Source organism: Phycicoccus sp. HDW14 (genome assembly GCF_011383005.1).
Classification (GTDB): domain Bacteria; phylum Actinomycetota; class Actinomycetes; order Actinomycetales; family Dermatophilaceae; genus Phycicoccus.
Genome location: NZ_CP049935.1, coordinates 3,966,556 through 3,989,737 on the forward strand (window position 1 = coordinate 3,966,556; position 23,182 = coordinate 3,989,737).

Annotated in this window: 21 protein-coding genes, 1 tRNA gene and 2 pseudogenes; 18 read left to right on the top strand and 6 right to left on the bottom strand. The window is 74.0% G+C overall.

All coding sequences use genetic code 11. From position 1 onward, the window contains the following. Positions 1-120: 120 nt before the first annotated feature. From G7075_RS19465 to G7075_RS19475, 3 genes are read left to right on the top strand one after another with little or no spacing between them, the layout of a single operon-like run. Positions 121-1,881 carry a sodium:solute symporter family protein gene (locus tag G7075_RS19465; RefSeq protein ID WP_240917770.1) on the top strand — a complete coding sequence of 587 codons (1,761 nt, stop codon included), beginning with the start codon at positions 121-123 and terminating at the stop codon, positions 1,879-1,881. 13 nt (positions 1,882-1,894) lie between these two features. After that, positions 1,895-2,185, top strand: a complete 291-nt coding sequence (locus G7075_RS19470; protein ID WP_166124066.1) for a hypothetical protein — start codon at positions 1,895-1,897, stop codon at positions 2,183-2,185. Between the two features lie 13 nt (positions 2,186-2,198). Then, positions 2,199-2,906 (top strand): dienelactone hydrolase family protein, encoded by a 708-nt coding sequence (locus G7075_RS19475; RefSeq protein ID WP_166124067.1) that lies wholly within the window; start codon positions 2,199-2,201, stop codon positions 2,904-2,906. Here G7075_RS19475 and G7075_RS19480 read toward each other — a convergent pair. From G7075_RS19480 to G7075_RS19500, 4 genes and pseudogenes are all read right to left on the bottom strand, one after another. Continuing rightward, positions 2,903-3,688 (bottom strand): maleylpyruvate isomerase N-terminal domain-containing protein, encoded by a 786-nt coding sequence (locus G7075_RS19480; protein WP_205860575.1) that lies wholly within the window; start codon positions 3,686-3,688, stop codon positions 2,903-2,905. The genes G7075_RS19475 and G7075_RS19480 overlap by 4 nt on opposite strands. A gap of 271 nt (positions 3,689-3,959) precedes the next feature. After that, a complete protein-coding gene (locus G7075_RS19490; protein WP_166124068.1) occupies positions 3,960-4,772 on the bottom strand; it encodes a dioxygenase in 813 nt (270 codons plus the stop codon). Between the two features lie 73 nt (positions 4,773-4,845). Continuing rightward, positions 4,846-5,531: pseudogene (locus G7075_RS19495) on the bottom strand (response regulator). Beyond that, a complete protein-coding gene (locus G7075_RS19500) occupies positions 5,528-6,709 on the bottom strand; it encodes a sensor histidine kinase (protein WP_166124069.1) in 1,182 nt (393 codons plus the stop codon). Before G7075_RS19500 ends, G7075_RS19495 begins: the two are co-directional and overlap by 4 nt. Positions 6,710-6,851: 142 nt before the next feature. Here G7075_RS19500 and G7075_RS19505 point away from each other — a divergent pair, with 142 nt between their 5' ends. From G7075_RS19505 to G7075_RS19570, 14 genes and pseudogenes are all read left to right on the top strand, one after another. Then, the gene (locus G7075_RS19505) at positions 6,852-7,745 is read left to right on the top strand and encodes an ABC transporter ATP-binding protein (RefSeq protein WP_166124070.1); all 894 of its coding nucleotides are present in this window, start codon (positions 6,852-6,854) and stop codon (positions 7,743-7,745) included. Further along, the gene (locus G7075_RS19510) at positions 7,742-8,548 is read left to right on the top strand and encodes an ABC transporter permease (RefSeq protein ID WP_166124071.1); all 807 of its coding nucleotides are present in this window, start codon (positions 7,742-7,744) and stop codon (positions 8,546-8,548) included. The genes G7075_RS19505 and G7075_RS19510 overlap by 4 nt, the downstream gene beginning before the upstream one ends. 129 nt (positions 8,549-8,677) lie before the next feature. Then, entirely contained in the window at positions 8,678-9,343 is a 666-nt protein-coding gene (locus G7075_RS19515) for a hypothetical protein (protein ID WP_166124072.1), read from the top strand. 122 nt (positions 9,344-9,465) lie between these two features. Beyond that, a pseudogene (gene topA / locus G7075_RS19520) lies at positions 9,466-12,239 on the top strand (type I DNA topoisomerase). A 54-nt stretch (positions 12,240-12,293) separates the two neighbouring features. Further along, entirely contained in the window at positions 12,294-12,743 is a 450-nt protein-coding gene (locus tag G7075_RS19525) for an SCP2 sterol-binding domain-containing protein (RefSeq protein WP_166124073.1), read from the top strand. A 69-nt stretch (positions 12,744-12,812) separates the two neighbouring features. Beyond that, complete coding sequence (locus G7075_RS19530) at positions 12,813-13,244, top strand: VOC family protein (RefSeq protein WP_166124074.1); 432 nt, start codon at positions 12,813-12,815, stop codon at positions 13,242-13,244. A 68-nt stretch (positions 13,245-13,312) separates the two neighbouring features. After that, complete coding sequence (locus G7075_RS19535; RefSeq protein ID WP_166124075.1) at positions 13,313-14,104, top strand: MerR family transcriptional regulator; 792 nt, start codon at positions 13,313-13,315, stop codon at positions 14,102-14,104. A gap of 688 nt (positions 14,105-14,792) precedes the next feature. Beyond that, on the top strand, positions 14,793-15,353 hold the full coding sequence (locus G7075_RS19540; RefSeq protein ID WP_166124076.1) for a hypothetical protein: 561 nt from the start codon (positions 14,793-14,795) through the stop codon (positions 15,351-15,353). Positions 15,354-15,429: 76 nt separating this feature from the next. Then, a complete protein-coding gene (locus G7075_RS19545; protein ID WP_166124077.1) occupies positions 15,430-16,782 on the top strand; it encodes a sensor histidine kinase in 1,353 nt (450 codons plus the stop codon). Next, positions 16,779-17,411 carry a response regulator transcription factor gene (locus tag G7075_RS19550; RefSeq protein ID WP_166124078.1) on the top strand — a complete coding sequence of 211 codons (633 nt, stop codon included), beginning with the start codon at positions 16,779-16,781 and terminating at the stop codon, positions 17,409-17,411. The genes G7075_RS19545 and G7075_RS19550 overlap by 4 nt, the downstream gene beginning before the upstream one ends. 29 nt (positions 17,412-17,440) lie before the next feature. Continuing rightward, a complete protein-coding gene (tmk, locus tag G7075_RS19555; protein ID WP_166124079.1) occupies positions 17,441-18,067 on the top strand; it encodes a dTMP kinase in 627 nt (208 codons plus the stop codon). Beyond that, positions 18,064-19,203, top strand: coding sequence for a DNA polymerase III subunit delta' (locus tag G7075_RS19560; RefSeq protein WP_166124080.1), 1,140 nt, complete (start codon positions 18,064-18,066; stop codon positions 19,201-19,203). The genes tmk and G7075_RS19560 overlap by 4 nt, the downstream gene beginning before the upstream one ends. Positions 19,204-19,349: 146 nt before the next feature. Continuing rightward, positions 19,350-20,897, top strand: a complete 1,548-nt coding sequence (locus tag G7075_RS19565; RefSeq protein ID WP_166124081.1) for an alpha/beta hydrolase — start codon at positions 19,350-19,352, stop codon at positions 20,895-20,897. A 147-nt stretch (positions 20,898-21,044) separates the two neighbouring features. Next, positions 21,045-21,118: transfer RNA gene (locus G7075_RS19570), tRNA-Thr, on the top strand. Here the strand turns inward: G7075_RS19570 and G7075_RS19575 are convergent. Next, on the bottom strand, positions 21,092-21,736 hold the full coding sequence (locus G7075_RS19575) for a hypothetical protein (protein ID WP_205860576.1): 645 nt from the start codon (positions 21,734-21,736) through the stop codon (positions 21,092-21,094). The two genes, G7075_RS19570 and G7075_RS19575, sit on opposite strands and share 27 nt — an antisense overlap. A gap of 72 nt (positions 21,737-21,808) precedes the next feature. Beyond that, on the bottom strand, positions 21,809-22,168 hold the full coding sequence (locus G7075_RS19580; protein ID WP_166124082.1) for a nuclear transport factor 2 family protein: 360 nt from the start codon (positions 22,166-22,168) through the stop codon (positions 21,809-21,811). Positions 22,169-22,246: 78 nt separating this feature from the next. Between G7075_RS19580 and G7075_RS19585 the strand changes: the two genes are divergently transcribed. Continuing rightward, positions 22,247-23,140: a MerR family transcriptional regulator gene (locus G7075_RS19585; protein ID WP_166124083.1), complete on the top strand. Its 894-nt coding sequence runs from the start codon at positions 22,247-22,249 to the stop codon at positions 23,138-23,140. The last annotated feature ends 42 nt before the right edge of the window (positions 23,141-23,182 follow it).

Sequence of the window (23,182 nt, forward strand, 5' to 3'; positions counted from 1 at the left end):
CGTCCCGCAGGCCCGACCGGCCGGGTGCGACCGGCTAGCGTGACGGGCGGTGCCGGGACGGGCACCGTCCTCGACGTGGAGCGGGTGGTGGGCGTGGTCGCTGCAGGAGCACAGTCACTGGTGGAGGGACTGCCGTCGGCGCTGCCGGCCGCCGACACCCTCATCCAGGCGAACGCCGTCGACTACCTGATCCTCGCGGTGTACTTCGCCTTCGTCCTCGGCATCGGGCTGCTCGCCCGCCGGTCGGTGTCGGACTCGGTCGACTTCTTCCTCTCCGGCCGCTCGCTGCCCGCGTGGGTCACCGGCCTCGCGTTCATCTCGGCCAACCTCGGTGCCGTCGAGATCATGGGCATGAGCGCGAACGGTGCGCAGTTCGGCATCCCGACGGTCCACTACTTCTGGGTCGGCGCCATCCCGGCGATGCTCTTCCTCGGCGTCGTGATGATGCCCTTCTACTACGGCTCGAAGGTGCGCTCGGTCCCGGAGTTCATGTTCCGCCGGTTCGGCACCGGCGCGCACCTCGTCAACGCCATCTCCTTCGCGGTGGCCCAGCTGCTCATCGCCGGCGTCAACCTCTACCTGCTCGGCTCGATCGTCCACGCGCTGCTCGGCTGGCCGCTGTGGGTCGCCCTCATCATCGCCGCGATCATCGTCCTCTCGTACATCACCCTCGGCGGGCTGTCGGCGGCGATCTACAACGAGGTGCTCCAGTTCTTCGTCATCGTCGCGAGCCTGCTGCCGCTCGTCCTCCTCGGCCTGCGCAAGGTCGGCGGGTACGACGGCCTCAAGGCGAAGCTGACCCAGGTCGCCGAGACCGCCCCCGCGAGCGCGGGCGTGCCACCGGCCAGCCAGCAGCTCGAGTCGTGGCCGGGCAACGCGCTCACCGGGTTCGACAACGGCTTCCTCTCGGTCGTCGGCATCGTCTTCGGCCTCGGCTTCGTCCTGTCCTTCGGGTACTGGACGACCAACTTCGTCGAGGTCCAGCGGGCGATGGCTTCGGAGTCGATCTCCGCGGCCCGCAAGACGCCCGTCATCGGGGCCTTCCCGAAGATGTTCGTCCCGTTCCTCACGATCTTCCCGGGCATGCTCGCCGCGGTCCTCGTCAAGGAGATCGTCGAGCTCAAGCAGGGCGGCAGCCCGGCCGGCGGGGCCTCGGGGGAGGGCGTCAAGTACAACGACTCGCTGCTGTACCTGATGCGCGACCTGCTGCCCAACGGCCTTCTCGGGCTGGCGATCACCGGCCTGCTCGCCGCCTTCATGGCCGGTATGGCGGCCAACATCTCGGCGTTCAACACGGTCTTCAGCTACGACCTGTGGGAGCGCTACATCCGCAAGGACCGCAGCGACGACTACTACCTGCGGATCGGGCGGCTGGCCACCGTCGGCGCCACGTTCATCGCGATCTTCACGGCGCTCGTGGCCAGCGGGTTCGGCAACGTCATGGACTACCTCCAGACGCTGTTCGGGTTCTTCAACGCACCCCTCTTCGCGACCTTCATCCTCGGCATGTTCTGGAAACGGATGACACCGACGGCCGGGTGGGCGGGCCTCGTGTCCGGAACGCTGTCGGCCATCGTCGTCGCGGTCCTCAGCGAGGGCACGCTCGGCGGGCTCAGCCTCGGCGTCATCCCGCTCTCCGGCCAGGGCGCCGCGTTCGTCGCCGCCTCCACAGCGTTCGTCGTCGACATCCTCGTCTCCGTGGGGGTGACGATGGTGACCGAGCCGAAGCCGGCCTCCGAGCTCGTCGGGCTCGTCTACTCCGAGACCCCGCGCGAGCAGCGCACCGACCCGAACGAGGAGACCTACCCCTGGTACCGCCGCACCGTCCCGCTCGCCGGGCTGGCGCTCGGCATGGTCGTCGTCCTCAACGTCCTCTTCTGACGAGGGAGCAGTCATGGCAGAGACCCACAAGGCAGGCGCCTTCGACATCCGCAACGTCATCGGCGGCCTGCTCGCGATCTACGGCGTGATCCTCACCCTCATGGGCCTGTTCGGGGACACCGAGACCGAGAAGACCGGCGGCGTCAACGCCAACCTCTGGGCCGGGCTCGCCCTGCTCGTCGTCGGGCTGGGGTTCATCGCCTGGGCGCGCATCCGGCCGATCGTCGTGCCCGAGCACGTCGAGCCGGTGTCCGACGACCCGACCCGCCCGGCACCGCGCAAGAAGCCGCGGTCCGGGCACTGAGCGCGGCCGGTCGATGACCTCGTCGGCGGCCGTCCGCGTCGGTGACCTCGACGCCCACCTCGCGGTGCCGTCGGGCGAGGGACCCTGGCCGGGGCTGGTCCTCGTCCACGAGGCCTTCGGGCTCGACGAGAACATGCGCGTCCTCGCCGACCGGATGGCCGGGGTCGGGTTCCTCACCCTCGCGCCGGACCTGTTCTCGCGCGGACGCCGGGCGGCCTGCCTGCGGGCGACCTTCGCGGCGCTGCGCCGGGGGAGCGGGCCGGCGTTCGACGACATCGAGGCGGCCCGGGGAGTGCTGCTCGACGACCCGCGCTGCTCGGGGCGCGTGGGGGTCATCGGGTTCTGCATGGGCGGCTCGTTCGCACTCGCCCTCGCCGGGCGCCCGGGGTGGGACGCCGCCGCCGTCAACTACGGGATGCTGCCGTCGTCACCGGACGACCTCGACGACGCCTGCCCGGTGGTCGCGAGCTACGGGGGCCGCGACCGCAGCCTGACGGGCGCGGCCGACCGGCTCGAGGTGGCGCTGGCCGCCCGGGGGGTTCCGCACGACGTCCGCGAGTACCCGTCGGCCGGGCACTCCTTCCTCGACCCCACCGACGCCGCGCCGTGGTGGCTCGCCCCGGTGACCCGGTTCGTCCTGCACGCCGGCCCGGAGCCGGTCGCCGCCGCCGACGCCTGGCGCCGCATCGACGCCTTCCTCGGGGAGCACCTCGCCGGCTAGGTGATGCGGCCGGGATGGCTCCACCGCGCGAGCAGGCCGTCGGGGTCGTGGGGCGCGCCGCCGCGGTTCCACAGCGCGAGGTACAGGTCGGTCGCGGGGCCGGACAGGACGGCGGCAGCCTCCGGGTGTGGCCCGTCGGGCGGCAGGCGCCGGGTGGTGACGCGGCCGGTGCCGACGTCGAGCAGCCAGCGCGCGCCGGAGTCGGCGGCGACGACGGCGGTGTACGGGTCCGCCTCCGCGCGAGGGCCGTTCGTGCGCCGCTGCCAGAAGCCGACGAGCAGCTCGTCGATGCCGTCGACGGCGGTGGCGTCGTCGAACCACGCGTCGTCGGGGGTCGGGGCGCGGCCGTGGCGGGGGTCGCGCGAGTCGCGGGCGGCCAGGGCGTCGAGCGCGTGGATCGTCGCCTCGTGGTGCTGGCGGCGGGCCCAGAACATCCGCGGGGCCGGCGACTCCTTGAGGAAGGTGGGGGCGACGAGGTCGTCGGGCGCGGCGCGCAGGACGTCGAGCAGCTCGGCGGCGCCGGCGCGCAGCCACGCCACCGCGTCGCCGTCGGGTCCGTCGAGGTCGTCGATGTCGACCGTTGCGAGGTCGGCGCCGGAGAGGGCGGCCAGCGCCCAGCGGTGCACGCGACCCTGGTGGGCCAGCAGGTCGTGCACGGTCCAGCCGGGGCAGGTCGGCACGGGGGCGTCGAGCCCGGCCTCCTGCGCCCAGGTCGCCATCCGGTCGGCGGCGACGGCCAGGCCGTCGAGGTGCGTCTCGAGGTCGAGGTGGACGTCGCTCATGGGCGCCAGTGTGCAGCAGGCCGGCCCGGGGTGCGCGACCCCTGCTCAGCGGTGCCGAGAGGAGGCAACACGCAGGGGGAGGCGCCGATTCGTCTGCGTGTTGCCTCCTCTCGGTGCGGCCGCCGGACGGTCGACGGGACCGGATGTCGGGGAGTCAGGTGCCGGACGCGCAGCCGCCGGCGCGACGGCGCTCGAGGCCGTCGAGCAGGACGTCGAGGCCGAACTCGAACGCGGCACGTCGCTCGTCCTGCCCTGAGGGTGGGCGCCGGCGTCAGGCGAACTGCCAGGAGCGCTTGCTCAGGCCGAACCAGAACCCGTCGATGACGCTGCGGCCGGCGACGTCGCCACCGACCGAGGCGGCGCCGAGCGCGACGTACAGCGGCGCCCAGTGCTCGGTGCGCGGGTGGGCCTCGCGGGCGGCGGGCGCCTTGGCCAGGAAGTCGAGGACGGAGTCGACGTCGCCGGCGGCGACGGTCTCGGCGGCCCAGTGGTCGAACTCCGCGGACGGCGTCGGGGGAGCGCCGTCCGGCCCTGCAGACGGGTTGAACCAGCCGAGGTTGTGCGTCGTGAAGCCGGACCCGACGACGAGCACGTTCTCGTCGCGCAGCGGGGCCAGCCGGCGCCCGAGCTCGAAGAGGCGGTGCGGGTCGAGGGTCGGCATCGAGAGCTGGACGACCGGCACGTCGGCGTCGGGGTACATCTCCTTGAGGGGGACGTAGGCGCCGTGGTCGAGGCCGCGGGTGGGGTCCTGGTGCAGCGTCTCGCCGGCCCCGGCGAGCAGCGACGCGACCGAGCGGGCCACCTCGGGAGCCCCCGGTGCGTCGTACGTGACGTCGTAGTACCGCTGCGGGAAGCCCCAGAAGTCGTACGTCAGCGGGACGTCACCGGACGTCGCCGACACCGAGATCGGCGCCTGCTCCCAGTGCGCCGAGACCATGAGCACGGCGTCGGGGCGGGCGAGGTCGCCGGACCAGTCGGCGAGCTCGCGGGTCCAGGTGGCGTCGTCGGCCAGCGGGGGCGCGCCGTGGCTGAGGTAGAGGACGGGCGGGCGGGCGCTGCCGCGGCTCGTGGTGTCGGTCGTCACGGGGGCTCCTCGGGATGTAGTTGACCATTCAACCAGATCTCACCGGCCGGTGTTCCCGCGGGCCGGTGGCTCCTCAGTCCGGCGTGTGCCCCGCGTCGTGGACGAGGATCGCCACCTGCGTGCGGTTCTCGAGGTCCAGCTTGGTGAGGATGCGCCCGACGTGGGCCTTGACGGTCGCGACGCTGAGGTAGAGGGAGGCGCCGATCTCGAGGTTGCTCTGCCCGCGCCCCAGCGCCACCGCCACCTCGAGCTCGCGCTCGGTGAGCCCGTCGAGCGCCTGCCGGGCCTCGGCCCGCCGCCGGTTCGCGGGCGAGTCCGCGGCGTCCTCCTGCCCGGCGACCGCGGCGATGAGCGCCGAGGCGGCGCTCGGGGAGAGGATCGGCTCGCCGGCGGCGACGGCGTGCACGGCCTCGACGAGCCGGGCGGGCGGGGTGTCCTTGAGGAGGAAGCCGTGCGCCCCGACCCGCAGCGCGCGCAGCACCATCTCGTCGGCGTCGAAGGTCGTGAGGACGAGCACGCGGGGGCATCCGGGAGGGCGAGCACGTCGGCCGTCGCCGCGATGCCGTCGCGCCGGGGCATCCGGATGTCCATGAGCACGACGTCCGGCCGGCTCGACCGGACCAGCCCCACCGCCTCGCTGCCGTCGGCGGCCTCCCCGACGACCTCGAGCCCGGCGTCGCCGCCGAGGATCATCGACAGGCCGGCGCGCACGAGGGGGTCGTCGTCGACGAGGGCGACCCGGACCGGCGAGCTCGTCATGCCGCCCACGGTAGCGAGGCGGCGACGACGAAGCGGCCGCGCTCGGGCCCGTGCCGCAGCGAGCCGCCGAGCAGGTCGACCCGCTCGTGCAGCCCCATGAGCCCCAGTCCGGCGCCGGGGAGGCCACGACCCGCGGTCACGGGCAGGGGGTTGGCGACCTCGACGTGCACCCCCTCCCCGGGGCCGCCGCTCACCGTCACCGTCACCGGGCACCCCGGTGCGTGCTTGCGGGCGTTGGTCAGCGCCTCCTGGGCGACGCGGTAGACGGTGCGCCCGACGGTCGGCGGCAGGTCCCGGCCCGTGCGGTTCTCCAGGGTGACCCGGGTGCCGGCGGCGCGTGCCTCCTCGACGAGCCCGGGCAGGGCGTCGACCCCGGGCTGCGGAGGCTCGGGGGCGAGCGAGGGGTCGGGGACGTCGGCGCGCAGCACCCCGAGGACGTCGCGCAGGTCGCTGAGCGCCAGGTGGGCGTTCTCCTCGATGGTCCGGGCCACCTGCGCCTGCTGCTCGCGGGGCAGGTCGTCGCGGAAGGTCAGGGCGCCGGCGTGCATCGCGACGAGCGAGATCCGGTGGGCCAGCACGTCGTGCATCTCGCGGGCGATGCGGGTGCGCTCGGCGGCGCGGGCGGCGGCCACCCGGGCCTGCTGCTCGCGCTCGCTCGTCTCGGCCCGGTCGCGCAAGGACTGCACGCGGGCCCGGTCGGCCCCCACCGAGGAGCCGACGGCGACCACCACGGCCACGATGAGGGTCGCGACGAGCCCGGCCGCCCACAGCGGCAGCGAGTCGTCCGAGGGGTAGAGGCCCTCGAACCCGATCGAGGCGAGCAGGGCCAGCGCGGCGAGCGGGAGGATCTCGCGGACCTGCCGCCGCGTGGCCACCGAGCACAGGGCCAGCACCCACGCTCCGGCGGCCACGGCGGAGACGCCGGAGAGCAGGGTGACGACGACGGCCACGGGAACGGGCCAGCGGCGCCGGAAGCCGGTGACGACGAGGGCGACGAGGCCGAGGAGCGGGTCGCCGACCGCCAGCCACCCGGACTGCAGGTCGCTGTAGCCGGCTCCGGGCTGGTCGGCCGCGAGGACGGCGACCACCCACAGGACCAGCCCGGCGGTGAGGGCCAGCCCGAACCGCCACGTGTGGTCCCACCAGCCGAGGCGGGGGGCGGGCGGGGGAGCGGGCACCTCGTCACCCTACGAGCCCTCCGGACCGCGGCGCGTCGTCCGGAGGTCTACCCCTCGGCCCCTCCGACGTAGACCGAAGGCGGTCCCGCGCGAGACCGGCGACCGATGTGCCGACCCCGGCGCGCTCGGCAGGCTCGTCACCATGATCAGAGTCGAGAACCTCACCAAGCGCTACGGCCGGGTCGCCGCCGTGGACGACGTCACCTTCACCGTGCCCGCGGGCTCCGTGACCGGCTTCCTCGGACCCAACGGGGCCGGCAAGTCCACCGTCATGCGGATGCTCACCGGGCTCACGCCGCCGACGAGCGGACGGGCCACCGTGCTCGGCCGCGACTACCGCGACCTCGTCAACCCGGGCAGCCGGGTGGGCGTCATGCTCGACGCGTCGGCGCAGCACCCGGGCCGCACCGGCCGGGAGGCGCTCACGCTCGCCGCCCTGACCGTCGGCGTCCCCCGCACCCGCGTCGAGGAGGTGCTCCACCTCGTCGGGCTGACCGACGACGAGGCGGGCCGCCGGGTGCGCACCTACTCGCTCGGGATGCGCCAGCGGCTCGGCCTGGCCGGCGCCTTCCTCGGCGAGCCCGAGGTCCTCGTGCTCGACGAGCCGGCCAACGGCCTGGACCCCCAGGGCATCCACTGGATGCGGACCCTGCTGCGCGACTTCGCCGACCGCGGCGGGGCGGTGCTGCTCTCCTCGCACCTGCTCCACGAGGTGCAGGTCGTCGCCGACGAGATCGTCGTCATCGGCCGCGGGAAGATCGTGGCCAGCGGGTCGATGGCCGAGCTCGTGGCGGGGTCGGGCAGCCGGGCCCGGTCCGAGGACGACGGTGCCCTCGCCGTCGCGCTCGAGGCCGCCGGCCACCACGCGACCCTGACGCCCGACGGGGTCGTCGTCGACGCCGAGCCCGCCGTGGTCGGCCGGGCGGCGCTCGCGGCGGGGGTGGTCGTCACCGACCTGCGCCCGCACGGCGCGCAGGGCCTCGAGGAGCTCTTCCTCCGGCTGACCGCCGACGACGCGCGGGAGGTGGCGGCATGAGCACCGCGACGCAGGCCCCCGCCCCGCTGCGCCCCGAGCCCTCCGTCGAGGCGGCATCCGGACGCCCCGGCGTCCCCTTCACCCGCCTGGTGCGGGTCGAGCTGCGCAAGCTCGTCGACACCCGGGCCGGGCGCTGGCTCGGCGTCGTCACCGGCGGCATCGCCGTCGTGGCCGTCGTCGCCTTCCTCGTCTGGGGCGAGGCCGCCGACGCGACGTTCGAGGGGCTGCTCGGCATCGCGACCCTGCCGCTCGTCGTGCTGTTGCCGGTCCTCGGCATCATGACCGCGACCGCCGAGTGGAGCCAGCGCACCGGCCTCGTGACCTTCGCGCTCGAGCCGCACCGGGGCCGCGTGGTCCTCGCCAAGCTGCTCGCGGCCGTCGTGCTCGGGCTCGCGGTCGTCGCCGTGTCGGTCGCCGCGGTCGCGCTGGCCCACCTCGTCGGCTCGCTCGCCCGCGACGTCCCGACGGCGTGGGGGGTGCCGACCGGGCTGGCCCTGGGGCTGGTGCTCGCGCTCGTCGTCTACCTCGTCCAGGGGGTCGCCTTCGGCCTCGTCTTCCTCAACACCCCGGTGGCCATCGTCGCCTCGCTGCTGCTGCCGACCGTCTTCAGCATCGTCACCTCGCTCGTCGACGGCTTCGAGCGGGTGGCGGCCTGGATCGACCTGTCCCGGGTCACCGAGCCGCTCACGGCGGGCACGATGGCCGGGCAGGACTGGGCGCACCTCGCGACGGCGTCGCTCGTCTGGCTCGGGGTCCCCCTGGCCGTCGGCACCTGGCGGGTGGTGACCAAGGAGATCGCCTGACCGCTCCGGGGGGAGGCACCGGTGGTTCTGCGAGTTCTCGCAGAACCACCGGTGCCGGCGTCCCGGGGCCCGCTAGGGTGCGCGGGCCCGGGGCCGAGGGGGCTCCCCACTGCCAGGGAGACACCCGACGTGACCGAGTACACCGACCCCACCGCCGAGGTCGCCGCGCCGGCGCCCGCGCCGACCACCCGGCCCGCGACGGCTCCGGCCGCCACGGACCCCGTCACGGCCCCCGCCGCGACCGTCCCCGCCGCGACCGTCCCCGCCGCGGCGGCGCCGACCCCGTCGGCCACGCCGGCCCCGTCCGACGCGGCCCCGGCCACCGCGGGCCTGCCGTTCGGCCAGCCGCTCCCGCCGCCGCACGAGAACGTCGCCCGCGGCCTGCTCGTCGCCCTCGCCGCGGTGCTCGTCGCCGGGGTCCTGGCCGTCGTCGTCTGGAACCTCGGCTTCATCGCCTCGATCACCTCGGCGGTGCTGGCCATCGGCGCGAGCCTCGGCTACGCCAAGGCCGCCGGCGCCCCGCCGCGCCGCGGCATCGCCCCGCTCGTCGTCCTCATCGTCCTCGGGGTCGTCGGCACGGCCCTGGCCTTCGTCGGCTGGGACGCCTCGCAGTACTACACGGAGCACGCCGCCGAGGCCGCGGCCGCCGGTGTCTCGCGCGGCTCGTTCATCTGGGAGAACATCACCGACGGCGAGGTCCTCAGCGGCTACGGGGGCGACCTGGCGATGTACTTCGTCTTCGCCGCGCTCGGCACCTTCGGGGTGCTGCGCTCCCTGCTGCGCACCCCGGCCTGAGCGCGCCGGGCGCCGGACCGGTTTGCACGTTCCGGCGCCCGGGGCGCTACCGTCGGTCGCGTCACCACGTCCGAGCAGCGACGAATCCGCTGCACGTGGCCGACGGAACAGGCAGGTTGACCATGGCATCTGGGCGCAAGCTCGTCATCGTCGAGTCCCCGGCCAAGGCCAGGACCATCGCGGGCTACCTCGGCAGCGACTGGGACGTCGAGGCGTCCGTCGGCCACATCCGCGACATCCCCACCCCGAGCGAGATGCCGGCGGAGATCAAGAAGGGTCCGTTCGGCAAGTTCGGCGTCAACATCGACGACGACTTCGACCCGTACTACGTGGTCGACGCGGACAAGAAGAAGAAGGTCCGCGAGCTCAAGGCCCTCCTGAAGAACGCCGACGAGCTCTACCTCGCCACTGATGAGGACCGCGAGGGCGAGGCCATCGCCTGGCACCTGCTCAAGACCCTCGAGCCCAAGGTCCCGGTCAAGCGGATGGTCTTCCACGAGATCACCCGCGAGGCGATCCAGCGGGCCGCCACCCAGACGCGCGACATCAACGTCGCCCTCGTCGACGCCCAGGAGACCCGGCGCATCCTCGACCGCCTCTACGGCTACGAGGTCAGCCCGGTCCTGTGGCGCAAGGTCAAGGCCGGCCTGTCCGCCGGCCGCGTGCAGTCGGTCGCCACCCGCCTCGTCGTCGAGCGCGAGCGCGAGCGGATGAAGTTCGTCCGCGCCTCGTACTGGGACGTCGACGCCGACCTGACGCCGGGTGCCGCCGAGGACCTGTTCACCGCCCGGCTCACCGGCGTCGACGGCAAGAAGGTCGCCACCGGTCGCGACTTCGCCGACGACGGCACCCTGCGCGGCGAGCGGGCCGTCCAGCTCGACGAGGAGCGCGCCACCGGCATCGCCGATGCGCTGCGCCGCGCCGCGGTCACCGTCGCCGAGGTCTCCGAGAAGCCGTACACCCGCCGCCCGAGCGCGCCGTTCACGACGAGCACCCTCCAGCAGGAGGCCTCGCGCAAGCTGCGGCTCAACTCCCGCAACGCGATGCGGGTCGCCCAGCGCCTCTACGAGAACGGCTACATCACCTACATGCGCACCGACAGCACGACGCTGTCGGACAACGCCCTCACGGCCGCGCGCCAGCAGGCCCGCGACCTCTACGGCGGCGACTCCGTGCCCGAGGCGCCGCGCCGGTACGAGAAGAAGGTCAAGAACGCCCAGGAGGCGCACGAGGCCATCCGCCCCGCCGGCGACCGCTTCCGCACCCCGGCCCAGGTGCGCGGCGAGCTGCGCGGCGACGAGTACGCCCTCTACGAGCTGATCTGGATGCGCACCGTCGCCTCCCAGATGGCCGACGCGCGCGGCTCCACCGCGTCGCTGCGGCTGGCGGCCACGCTGCCCGAGGGTGCGCCCGCCCGCGAGGTCGAGCTGTCGGCCAGCGGCACGGTCATCACCTTCCGGGGCTTCCTCGCCGCCTACGAGGAGGGCCGGGACGCGCCCCGCGGCGACGACGAGGAGCGCCGCCTCCCGAAGCTCGGCGCCGGCCGCTCGCTCGACGTCCGTCGCGCCGAGGCGAACGGCCACGAGACCTCGCCGCCCGCCCGCTACACCGAGGCGACGCTCGTCAAGGCGATGGAGGAGCGCGGCATCGGCCGCCCGTCGACCTACGCCTCGACGATCGGCACCATCCAGGACCGCGGCTACGTCAGCACGCGCGGCTCGGCGCTCATCCCCAGCTGGCTGGCCTTCGCGGTGACCCGGTTGATGGAGGAGCACTTCGGCCGGCTCGTCGACTACGACTTCACCGCCTCCATGGAGGAGGACCTCGACGCCATCGCGCGCGGAGACGAGCAGCGCGCGGTGTGGTTGCGGCGCTTCTACTTCGGTGACGAGGCGAGCTCCGCCGAGGGGCTGCGCTCGCTCGTCGAGGACCTCGGCGACATCGACGCCCGCGCCATCTCCACCATCGAGATCGGTGACGGGATCGTCGTGCGCGTCGGCCGCTACGGCCCGTACGTCGAGGAGGTCGTCCCGGCCGGCATCGACCCCCGCACCGGCGAGGTGACCGACGCCGCGGCCGCCGAGCGCGGCGACACCCAGCCGCGCCGGGCCACCATCACCGACGACGTCGCGCCCGACGAGATGACGCCGGCCATCGCCCGCGAGCTGCTCGACCGTGCCGCCGACGACGGCCGGGTCGTCGGTCAGGACCCGGTCACCGGGCACGACATCGTCGCCAAGTCCGGGCGCTACGGGCCGTACGTCACCGAGGTGCTGCCGAGGACGAGGCCGCCCCGGCGAAGGGCAAGAAGGCCGCGAAGGTCAAGCCGCGCACCGCCTCGCTCTTCAAGGACATGGACCTCGGGACCATCGAGCTCGAGACCGCCCTCAAGCTGCTGTCGCTGCCGCGCGTCGTCGGCACGACCACGGAGGAGGACGGCACCGAGGTCGAGATCACCGCGCAGAACGGGCGCTACGGGCCGTACCTCAAGAAGGGCACCGACTCGCGGTCGCTGACGAGCGAGCAGCAGCTCTTCGACATCACGCTCGAGGAGGCGCTCGCCATCTACGCGCAGCCCAAGCAGCGCGGGCGGGCCGCCGCCAAGCCGCCGCTGGCCGAGCTCGGCACCGACCCGGTGTCCGGCAAGCCGGTCGTCGTCAAGGACGGACGCTTCGGGCCGTACGTCACCGACGGCGAGACGAACGCGACGCTGCGCAAGGACGACGACCCCGAGAAGATCACGCCCGAGCGCGGGTACGAGCTGCTCGCCGACAAGCGCGCCCGCGGCCCGGTCAAGAAGACGGCCCGCAAGGCGGCGAAGAAGTCGACCGCGAAGAAGACGACGAAGAAGACGGCGGCGAAGAAGACGACGAAGAAGGCCGCCAAGAAGGCCTGACCCGCGGCACCGACCGGGTTGCCCCCGTGGTTACCGACCAGTAGGTTGCGAGGCATGGCCTTCGACCCGCAGTCCCTGACCACCGCCTCGCCGTCCGAGTTCGTCGCGGCCGTCAAGGGCGCCTCCGACACCGAGATCCGGGACGCCTTTGCCGGCGAGCACCGCGGCACCCTCCTCGACGCCGTCTTCGGCCGCTTCCCCGGGCAGTTCCGCGCCGACAAGGCCGGCGACCGCACGGCGCGCATCGACTTCCGCGTCACCGGCGGCCCGGGCGACTCCAGCGACACCTACGCCGTCGTCGTCGACCACGGCACGTGCACCGTCGAGAAGGCGCCGACCGCCGACCCCGACCTGTCGCTGATGGCCGGGCCGGCCGAGTTCCTCAAGCTGATCTCCGGCACCGGCAACCCCGCGATGATGTTCATGATGGGCAAGATCAAGGCCCGCGGCGACCTCGGCCTGGCGTCCGCCCTCGCGAACTGGTTCGAGACCCCGAAGGCCTGACCCTCGCGCCGTCGGCAGCGGAGCGTCGCTCCGGGCCGTCGCCGGCTCGTGCCGACGTAGCGTGGCGGCATGTCCCTCGTCACGAGCCCCGGCTACGCCCACGTCCGCCTCACCGTCACCGACATCGAGAGGTCGGTCGCCTTCTACGACACCGTCTTCGGCTGGGAGAAGGCGATCGACGCCCGTGTCCACCAGGGCGAGCCCGGCCTCGAGGACGCCCCCGAGAAGTTCTACGGCGGCGTCGTCTACCAGACCCCCCAGGGGACGCTCTTCGGTCTGCGCCCCGTCGGGTCCCAGCCCTTCCGGGCCGACGTCACCGGCCTCGACCACGTGAGCTTCGCCGTCGGTTCGCGCGCCGAGCTCGACGAGGCCGCCCGCGGGCTCGAGGAGTCGGGCATCACCCACGGCGAGGTCGTCGAGCTCACCGACGCCGGCATCGCCATCCTCTCCTTCCAGGACCCCGACGACGTCAACCTCGAGCTCACCGCGCCGCTCTCCTGAGGGGCTGCGGGGCGGACGTGGCGAACCGGCTTGACCCTCACGCGACGTCAGGCACCACGGTGGGTGACATGACCACGACGCGCCAGCAGACTGACACGGTGGAGCTGACCGTCGGGCAGGTCGCCGAGACCTTCGGCGTCACGGTGCGCACGCTGCACCACTACGACGCCATCGGCCTCGTCGTCCCGTCCGCACGGACGCACTCCGGGTACCGCCTCTACACCGACGCGGACCTCACCCGGCTCTCGACCGTCGTCACGTACCGCCGGCTGGACCTGCCCCTCGACGGGGTGCGGGCCCTGCTCGACGGGGACGGCAGCGCCGCCGAGCACCTGCGTCGACAGCGCGCCGTGGTCGTGTCCCGGCTGGGCGAGCTCGAGGAGCTCGTCACGGCCATCGACCGAGCACTGGAGCGAGAGATGACGGAACGACCGGCCACGACCGAGGACCTCAAGGAGCTCTTCGGCGACGGGTTCAATGAGGAGTACCAGCAGGAGGCGGAGGAGCGCTGGGGCCAGACCGAGGCGTGGAAGCAGTCCAAGCGCCGCACCGACTCCTACACGACGGCCGACTGGGAGGCGGTCAAGGCCGAGCAGGAGGCGGTCGAGGCGGAGCTGGTCGCCGCGCTGCGGGCCGGTGAGCCGCCGACCTCCGAGCGGGCGATGGACGCCGCCGAGGCCCACCGGGTGCAGATCGAGCGGTGGTTCTACGACCTCGACCACGCCTTCCACCGGGGCCTGGGCGACATGTACCTCGCCGACCCCCGGTTCACGAAGACCTACGAGGACCGGGCGCCCGGCCTCGCGCAGTACGTGCGGGACGCCATCCACGCCAACGCCGACCGCCACGAGAAGGCCTGACCGGCCGAACATCCCGGCCGGACACCGGTCGAACGACGAGAACATGCCGTGTCCGAGCATCCGGGCACGGCATGTCCTCGTCGCTCGACCGGGTGGTCGGAGGCCGCACCGGGTGGTCGAGGGGTCGTGATGGGGGCTCCGGCGGGTGGGGAGGTACTAGGACCATCGCCCGATGGTGGGTGTCCACCGGTCCACGGCACCTTTCTCCATGTCGGGCCGACCCGCGGCCCCCGTCCTCTGGAGGACATCGTGAACAGCTCCCTCTCCCTCCGCCGGGTGGCGGCGGTCGGCATCCTCACCACCGCCCTGGCCGCCGGCACCGTCCCGGCCGCCCTGGCCAAGTCGCCGACGTCCAAGGCCTCCGGCTCGTGCAGCCAGGGCGCCACCTGGAAGCTCAAGGCCAAGGCCGACGACGGCCGCGTCGAGGTCGAGCTCGAGGTCGACTCCAACCGCGCCGGCCAGACCTGGGCCTGGACCCTGCGCGACAACGGCGTCAAGGTCGGCTCCGGCACCGCCCGCACCCTCGCCCCAGCGGCTCGTTCGACGTCGAGCGTCGCATCGCCAACCGGGCCGGCAAGGACACCCTCACCGCGACCGCCACGCACGCGGCGACCGGCCAGACCTGTTCGGCCCGCGTCGTCTTCCCCGGCTGACCCACCTGTCACACTTCCCGAAAGGACCCTGGACCATGAAGCGCATCGCCCTCCTCACCGTCGGAGCCGCAGTGGCCGTCACCCCCGCCCTCGTCGGCGTCCTCGGCAACGCTTCGTTCGCCGAGCGGCTGCCCGTGCGGGCCCCCGTCAGCGCCACCTCCACCGCCTCGCCCTCGGCCACGCCGAGCGCGTCGGCCACCTCCGACGACCCGGCCACGCACGACGCCGGTGACGACCACGGCCGCCGACACGGTGGCCACGGCTCGGACGACCCGGCCACGCACGACGCCGGTGACGACCACGGCGGCAGCCGCGGTGGCCACGGCTCGGACGACCCGGCCACGCACGACGCCGGTGACGACCACGGCGGCAGCCGCGGTGGCCACGGCTCGGACGACCCGGCCACGCACGACGCCGGTGACGACCACAGCGGCAGCGGCGGCTCCGGCAGCGGCTCCGGCGGCAGCGGTAGCGACGACTCCGGCTCGCGCCACGGCGGCAGCGGTTCCGGGCGCGGCGGCAGCGACGACGGCGCCGGGCACGACGCCGGCGACGACCACGGTGGGGACTCGGGTGGGCACGGATCCGACGACTGAGTCCCTCCCCGCGACGTCCCCGGCCGGCCCTGCACCGGTCGGGGACCCCGCGCGCCCGGACCCGCCCTGGGTCCTCGTGTCCGACCCCGCGGCCGCCGAGGTCGCGCAGGAGACCGTCCGGCCGCGGCGCATCCTCGCCCAGCTGCTCGGTGGGGTCCTCGCGGCGATGCTCCTCGTCGGCGTCCTCGGCGCGGTGGCGGCCAGCAAGCTCGCCGAGCGCGAGGCCGTCAACGACGCCGCGTCGATGGCCGGCGTGCTCGCCGAGGCCGTCGTCCAGCCGGCGATGACCGACGCCCTGATGGCCGGCGACCCGGCCGCGGTCGACACCTTCGGCACGACGATCCGGCGCAGCCTCGACGCCGACACCGTCGTGCGGGTCAAGCTCTGGCGCCCGGACGGGTACGTCCTCTACGCCGACGAGCCCCAGCTCATCGGGCGCACCTTCACCCTCGACGACGACCAGCGCGAGGCGCTCGCCGGCCCGAAGACGGTTGCCGAGATCTCCCGGCTCGGGGCCACCGAGAACCAGTTCGAGGTGGGCGACAAGCTCGTCGAGGTCTACCGCCCGGTGTGGATGCCCGACGGCCGCACGGCCCTCTTCGAGATCTACGTCTCCTACGAGCCGGTCGCCGCGCGCACCAGCCAGCTGTGGCGCGGCTTCGCGGGGGTCACGGCCAGTAGCCTCCTGCTCTTCGTCCTCATCGTCACCCCGCTCGTGCTCGCGCTGACCAAGCGGCTGCGCGGGGCCGAGGCGCAGCGGGTCGCCCTCCTCCAGCGGGCCGTCGACGCCTCGTCCGACGAGCGGCGCCGCATCGCCGCGACCCTCCACGACGGCCCGGTCCAGGAGCTCGCCGCGACCTCCTTCACCGTCTCCGGCGCCTCGGCGAGCGCGGCCCGCAGCGGCGACTCGGCCCTGGCCCGCGACCTCGACGCCGCCGCCACCGCCGTGCGCGCGAGCATCCGGTCGCTGCGGACCCTCCTCGTCGACCTGCACCCGCCGGCCCTGTCCCGTTCGGGCGTCGTCGCCGCGCTCGCCGACCTCGCCCAGTCGGTGCGCGCCGAGGACGTCGTCGTGCGGCTCGACACCGACACCGACGACGAGCTCGCCCTCACCGACGAGGCCCAGCGGCTCGTGCACCGGGTCGCCCAGGAGTGCGTCCGCAACGCCGCGAAGCACGCCGGTCCGGCCGACGTCCTCGTGTCGCTGCACCGCACCGGCCCCGGCGTGGTGACCCTCGACGTCGTCGACGACGGGCGAGGATTCGACGTGGAGGCCGCGATGACCGACCCCGAGCCGGGGCACCTCGGCACCCAGCTGCTCGCCGAGGCGGCCTCGGTGCCCGGCGCGCGGCTGCGGGTCGCGGCCGCTCCGGGCGCCGGCACCCACTGGCGCCTCGACCTCGACGGACCGATGGGGGTACGCGCATGATCCGGGTGCTCGTCGCCGACGACCACCAGCTCGTCCGCGCGGGTGTGCGCACGCTGCTCGACGCCGAGGACGACATCACCGTCGTCGCCGAGGCCCGCGACGGCGCCGAGGCCATCGAGTCGGCGGTGGGCACCGAGCCCGACGTCGTCCTCATGGACCTGTCGATGCCCGGGGTCGACGGGGTCGAGGGCACCCGCGGGGTGCTGGCCCGCCGCCCGGACACCCGGGTCCTCGTCCTCACGAGCTTCTCGGACCGCGAGCGGGTGCGCGAGGTGCTGGCCGCCGGCGCCATCGGCTACGTGCTCAAGGACTCCGAGCCCGCCGACCTACTCGCTGCGGTGCGCGCCGCGGCCGCCGGGCACGTGCCCATCGACCCGCGCGTCGCCGTGGCCCTCCTGCCGTCGTCCGGGGACCCCGTGCGCGACGGCGCCGTCGCCGGCCTCTCGCCGCGCGAGACCGAGGTGCTGCGGCTCGTCGCCCAGGGCCTGGCGAACAAGCAGATCGCCCGGGCCCTCGACATCACCGAGCGCACCGTCAAGGCCCACCTCGGGCGGGTGTTCCGCGAGATCGGGGTCCTCGACCGCACGAGCGCCGCCCTCTGGGCCCGCGACAACCTCCCGAGGGCCTGAGCGTCGTCGCGCTGGCCTAGGCTCGCGGCGTGACCGGACGGGACGGGGTGTTCATCGCCTTCGAGGGCGGCGACGGGGCGGGCAAGTCCACCCAGGTGCGTCTCCTCGCCGAGGTCCTGCGCGCCCGAGGCCGTGAAGTGCTCGTCACCCGCCAGCCCGGAGGAACCCCGCTCGGTGCCGCCATCCGCGACCTCGTCCTGCACGGCGACCACGTCTCGCCGCGCGCCGAGGCCCTGCTCTTCGCCGCAGACAAGGCCCACCACGTCGACCTCGTCATCCGGCCGGCGCTCGCGGCCGGGCAGGTCGTCCTCACCGACCGCTACACCGACTCCTCGGTGGCCTACCAGGGCGCCGGGCGCGACCTCGGCGCTGACGAGGTCCACGACCTGCAGATGTGGGCCGTCGACGGCCTGGTCCCCGACCTCACCGTCGTCGTCGACGTGTCCCCCGAGGAGGGCCGGCGCCGGCGCGGCGAGGTCCACGACCGGCTCGAGGCCGAGGCCGACGCGTTCCACGCCTCCATCCGCGAGCACTTCCTCGCGGTGGCCCGCGGCAACCCGCAGCGCTACCTCGTCGTCGACGGCACCCGCCCGCCCGAGGAGATCCACGCCGAGGTCCTCGCGCGGGTCGAGGCGGCAGGGGTGGTCGACCCGTGAGCGTCTGGCGCGACGTCATCGGCCAGGAGAAGGCCGTCGCCACCCTCGAGCGGGCCGTCCACGACCCCGCGTCGATGACCCACGCATGGCTGTTCACCGGGCCGCCGGGCTCCGGCCGATCGGTCGCCGCCCGGGCCTTCGCCGCCGCCCTGCTCTGCCCGCAGGGCGGGTGCGGTGAGTGCCGCGAGTGCCGCACCGCCCTCGACGCCACGCACGCCGACGTCGACGTCATCGCCACCGAGGGGCTCTCGATCAAGGTCGAGCAGGCCCGCGACCTCGTCGCGCTCGCCGCCCACCGGCCCAGCGTCGGGCGCTACCGGGTCATCGTCGTCGAGGACGCCGACCGGCTCACCGAGCGGGCCGCCGACGCCCTGCTCAAGGCCCTCGAGGAGCCGACGCCCCGCACGGTGTGGATGCTCTGCGCCCCGTCGGTCGAGGACGTCATCATCACCATCCGCTCGCGCTCGCGGCACGTCCGGCTGCGCACCCCGTCGGTCGAGGCCGTCGCCGACCTGCTCGTGCGCCGCGACGGCGTCGACCACGCGATGGCGCTCTACGCCGCGCGCGCCGCGCAGCAGCACGTCGGGCTGGCCCGGCGCCTGGCCCGCGACGAGCACGCCCGCATCCGGCGCCACGACGTCGTCGCGATGGCCGCGAAGATCGTCTCGGTCGGCGACGCGGTCGGGGCGGCGCAGGACGTCATGACCATCGCGGCCGAGGAGTCCGCGGCCGCGTCGGGCGAGCGTGACGCCGCCGAGAAGGCGCGCCTGCTCGAGATCCTCGGGGCCGACGCGACCGCCCGCACCCAGCCGCCGCACATCCGCTCGCAGGTCTCGGCGCTCGAGAAGGAGCAGAAGGCGCGGGCCACGCGGTTCACCCGCGACGTCGTCGACCGTGCCCTCGTCGACCTGCTCTCGGTCTACCGTGACGCGCTCGTGCTGCGCACCGGTGCCGGCACGGCGCTGGTCAACGAGGACGGCCGGCAGGTCGTCACCCGCGTCGCCGAGGTGTTCACCGCCGAGCAGCTGCTCGGCGCGATGGACGCCATCGGCACCGCGCGCGAGCGCATCGGCGCCAACGTCGCACCGCTGCTCGCCCTCGAGGCGATGGCCCTCGACCTGCGCCTGCCGCGCTGAGGCCCGGCGGGCGGCGCCGGGCGGGCGGTGGCACCCCCCCCGGGGGTGAACGGGGAGGTCGGAGCAGGTGCGGTGGCGGGGTTTGCGACCGGATCGTGACCTCCCCGGGGCGAGGGTCCCCAGTGGCCTCACATATCGTGCGAGCCATGAGCCCGCGCCGCCCCCTCGCCCTCGTCGCGGGCGTCGCCGTCGTCACGACCCTCCTCTCCGGCTGCTCGCTGGTGTCCGGGCTGCGCGACGAGCAGCCGACCCCGGCCGCCACTGGCTCGCCGCAGAGCCCGCCCGCCGGGTCCGAGTCGTTGGCCCGCTTCTACACCCAGAAGCTCGACTGGAGCGAGTGCTCCGGCGCCCAGTGCGCCCAGCTCAAGGTCCCCGTCGACTACGCCCGCCCGGACGGCAGCACCATCGAGATCTCGGTGCTCAAGGTGCCGGCGAAGAAGTCCTCCCAGCGCATCGGCTCGCTCGTCGTCAACCCGGGCGGCCCCGGCGGCTCGGGGGTCGACTACGCGCGCGCCGCCGACTTCATCGTCGGCCCCGGCGTCCGGGACCGCTACGACGTCGTCGGGTTCGACCCGCGCGGCGTCGGCCGGTCGGCGCCCATCGACTGCCTCACCGACACCCAGCTCGACGCGTTCCTCGGGTCCGACCCGACGCCCGACGACGCGGCCGAGCAGCGCACCTTCGCCCAGGGCTCCGCGGCCTTCGCCACGGCGTGCGGCACCAAGGCCGGCGCGCTGCTGCCGCACGTGTCCACCGAGGACGCCGCCAAGGACCTCGACGTCCTGCGCGCGGCGCTCGGCGAGGAGAAGCTCACCTACCTCGGCAAGTCCTACGGCACCTACCTCGGCGCCACCTACGCCGACCTGTTCCCGAAGCAGGTCGGGCGCTTCGTCCTCGACGGCGTCGTCGCCCCCGACCTCACCTCCCGGGAGATCAACCTCGGGCAGGCCAAGGGCTTCGAGCTCGCGACCCGCACGTGGGCGAAGTACTGCGTCGACGAGGGCGACTGCCCGCTCGGCGACTCCGTGAACGCGGTGATGGAGAACCTGCGTGGCTTCCTCGCCGCCACCGACGCGAACCCCGTGCCGCGCACCGGCGACGGCTCGGTGCCGAAGCTCACCGAGGGGTGGGCCTCGCTCGGCATCGCCGCCGCGATGTACGACCAGGGCGCCTGGCGCACCCTCGTCGACGCGATGCGCGACGCCCTCTCCGGCGACGGCACCGCGCTGATGCAGCTCGCCGACCAGTACGCCGACCGGAACCCGGGCGGCGGCTACGCGGGCAACATCATGGAGGTCATCTACGCGGTCAACTGCCTCGACAAGCCGGAGTCCGACAGCGTCCCCGAGCACCTCGCCGAGGCCGACGCCGCCGCGAAGGAGGCACCGACGTGGGGCCGCTACCTCGCGTGGAGCTCGCTCGTCTGCGGCTACTGGCCGGTGCCGGCCACCGGCACCCCGCACCAGGTGAAGGCCGAGGGCGCCGCGCCGATCGTCGTCATCGGCACGACCCGTGACCCCGCGACGCCGTACGAGTGGTCGGTCCGGCTGCGCGACCAGCTGGCGAAGGCCTCGCTCATCACCTTCGACGGCGACGGGCACACGGCCTACACCCGCTCCAACTCGTGTGTCGACGACGCGGTCGACGCCTGGTACGTCAAGGGTCGGGTGCCGAAGGACGGCCTGCGCTGCTGACCCCCTTTCAACCCGTCGACAGTGCAGAACACGCCGTCCGCGCCCACGCCCGCACGGCGTGTTCTGTACTCTCGACGGGGTACGAGGGGCGGATTCGCGACGGATGCCGTGGCCTGCCTATACTCGTCCGCGCGCCCTCGGGTGCACGCCGCCTTAGCTCAGTCGGCCAGAGCGATTCACTCGTAATGAATAGGTCATCGGTTCGATTCCGATAGGCGGCTCGTCGAACGCCCCCGGTCACCGGGGGCGTTCCTGCGTCTCCACCACACGACGAGGACCCCGGCCAGCAGTGCGCCCGTGCTGCCGAGCAGCTCGTCGCCGAGGGTGTCCTGGTAGAGCCGCTCGACCTCGACGCCCGCGCGCAGGAAGACGAACCACTCGCCGACCTCCCACAGCACGGCGAGCAGTGCGCCGGTCCCGGCGACGGTGAGGACGGCGAGGCCCGGGCGGCCCACCGAGGCGGCCGTCGGGAAGAGCAGCAGCCCGATGCCCCACAGCAGCAGGAACCAGTTGACGAGGTGGTTGACGTCGTCCCAGGCCTCGATCGTGTCGTAGAGGTCGAGGAAGTTGCCGAGCACGTCGATGAGGAACGGCAGCATCACGAGGGCGAAGGCCCCCCACGGCGGGTCGACGGGGTCGGCGCGGTCGGCGGCCCGGCCGCGGTGCCGCCACCACCACACCACCGGCACCACGAGCATGAGCAGCGGGTAGACCACGGCCCGGGCCACGAAGCCCTTGCCGTTGAAGGACTCGAAGCCGACGGTCAGCCCGACGACCATGAGGAGCACGGTGAGGACGAGGACCGAGACCGGAGCCAGCGCCCCGCGTGACCAGCGCATCGACACCCCACCTCCCCGTCCGCCGGCGCGGACGTCGCGCCGACTGTAGCGGCGGGTTGCGCGGGCCGGTGCTCAGCCGATCGTCAACCCGCTGATGCGTCCTCCGCTCACGGTGAACCGGTAGCCGAGCTGGGCGACGTGACCCGGGAAGTCGCCCTCGAGCCGGACGGCGACCGTCCAGCGGGTGTCGTCCTCGCATCGGGCCTCGAGGACCTCGGTGGTGTAGGTGAACTCGCTGCCGGAGTCCTGGAGGAAGCCGCGGACCTGCTCGGTCCCGCGGAAGGTCTCGTCCTGGTCGACGACGACGGCGTCGTCGGTGAACGTCCGCAGGGCGGCCTCGGCCTCCCGGGCCGAGTGGGCGGCGAAGAACGCGCGGACCACCGCCGGCAGGTCGGTGGGGTCGTTGGGCTCGGGGGTGGCGTGGGTCGTCATGGCCCCACGCTCGCGCCTCCACCGGGCGGAGGGTCAAGTACTGGACCCTCCCCCGGGGGGAGAGTGCAGACTGCCCGGGTGCACACCGGCCTGACCATCGGGGAGTTCGCCCGACTGACCCACCTCAGCGTGCGCACGCTGCGCCGGTACCACGAGGCGGACCTGCTGCTCCCCGTGCACGTCGACGAGCTGACGTCGTACCGGTACTGCACCGCCGAGCAGATCCCCACCGCCCAGGTCATCCACCGGCTGCGGGAGCTCGACGTCCCGCTGGCCACCGTCCGGCGCATCCTCGACACCGCCGACCCCGTGGTGCGCTCCGAGCTGGTCACCGAGCACCTCCGCCGCCTCGAGTCCGTGCTCGACCGGACCCGGGCGGCGGTGCGCTCGCTGCGTCGCCTGCTGGCGCCCGAGCCCGCTCCGGTGCACGTCGAGGTGCGACCCGTCCCGGAGGTGAGGGTCGCCGCCGTCGAGGGCGATGTCGAGCTGGGCGACGTCCTGGGTTGGTACGCCGGCGCCATGGCCGAGCTCGACGCCGTCCTCCGGGACCCCGTCGGCGAGCCCCTCGAGCCCGTCGGCCCGCCCGGCGGCGTGTACGACAACACGCTGTTCGAGGTGGGCCGCGGACACGTCGTGGTGCACCGGCCGTCCACGGACCCGCCGACCCGGGGGCGGGTGCACCCGGTGACCCTGCCGGCCGTGGAGCTGGCGGTCGCCGTCCACGTCGGCGACCACGACGACATCGACGTCACCTACGGCGAGGTCGGCGCCTGGGTCGCCGCCAACGCCCTCGGCGTGGCCGGCCCGGTCCGGGAGACCTACCTCGTCGGGCCCCGCGACACCGCGGACGCCGCGCGGTGGCGGACCGAGATCGGCTGGCCGGTCTTCTCGGTGACCACCGGACCCGGACAGCGCCCTCCCGCGGGCCGCGTGACCGGCGGGGCGCCCGACCTTCGGCGCGACGGACCCTGACGCCCCGTGCCCACGCCCGGCGACCCGTCGGCCGGGTTAGCC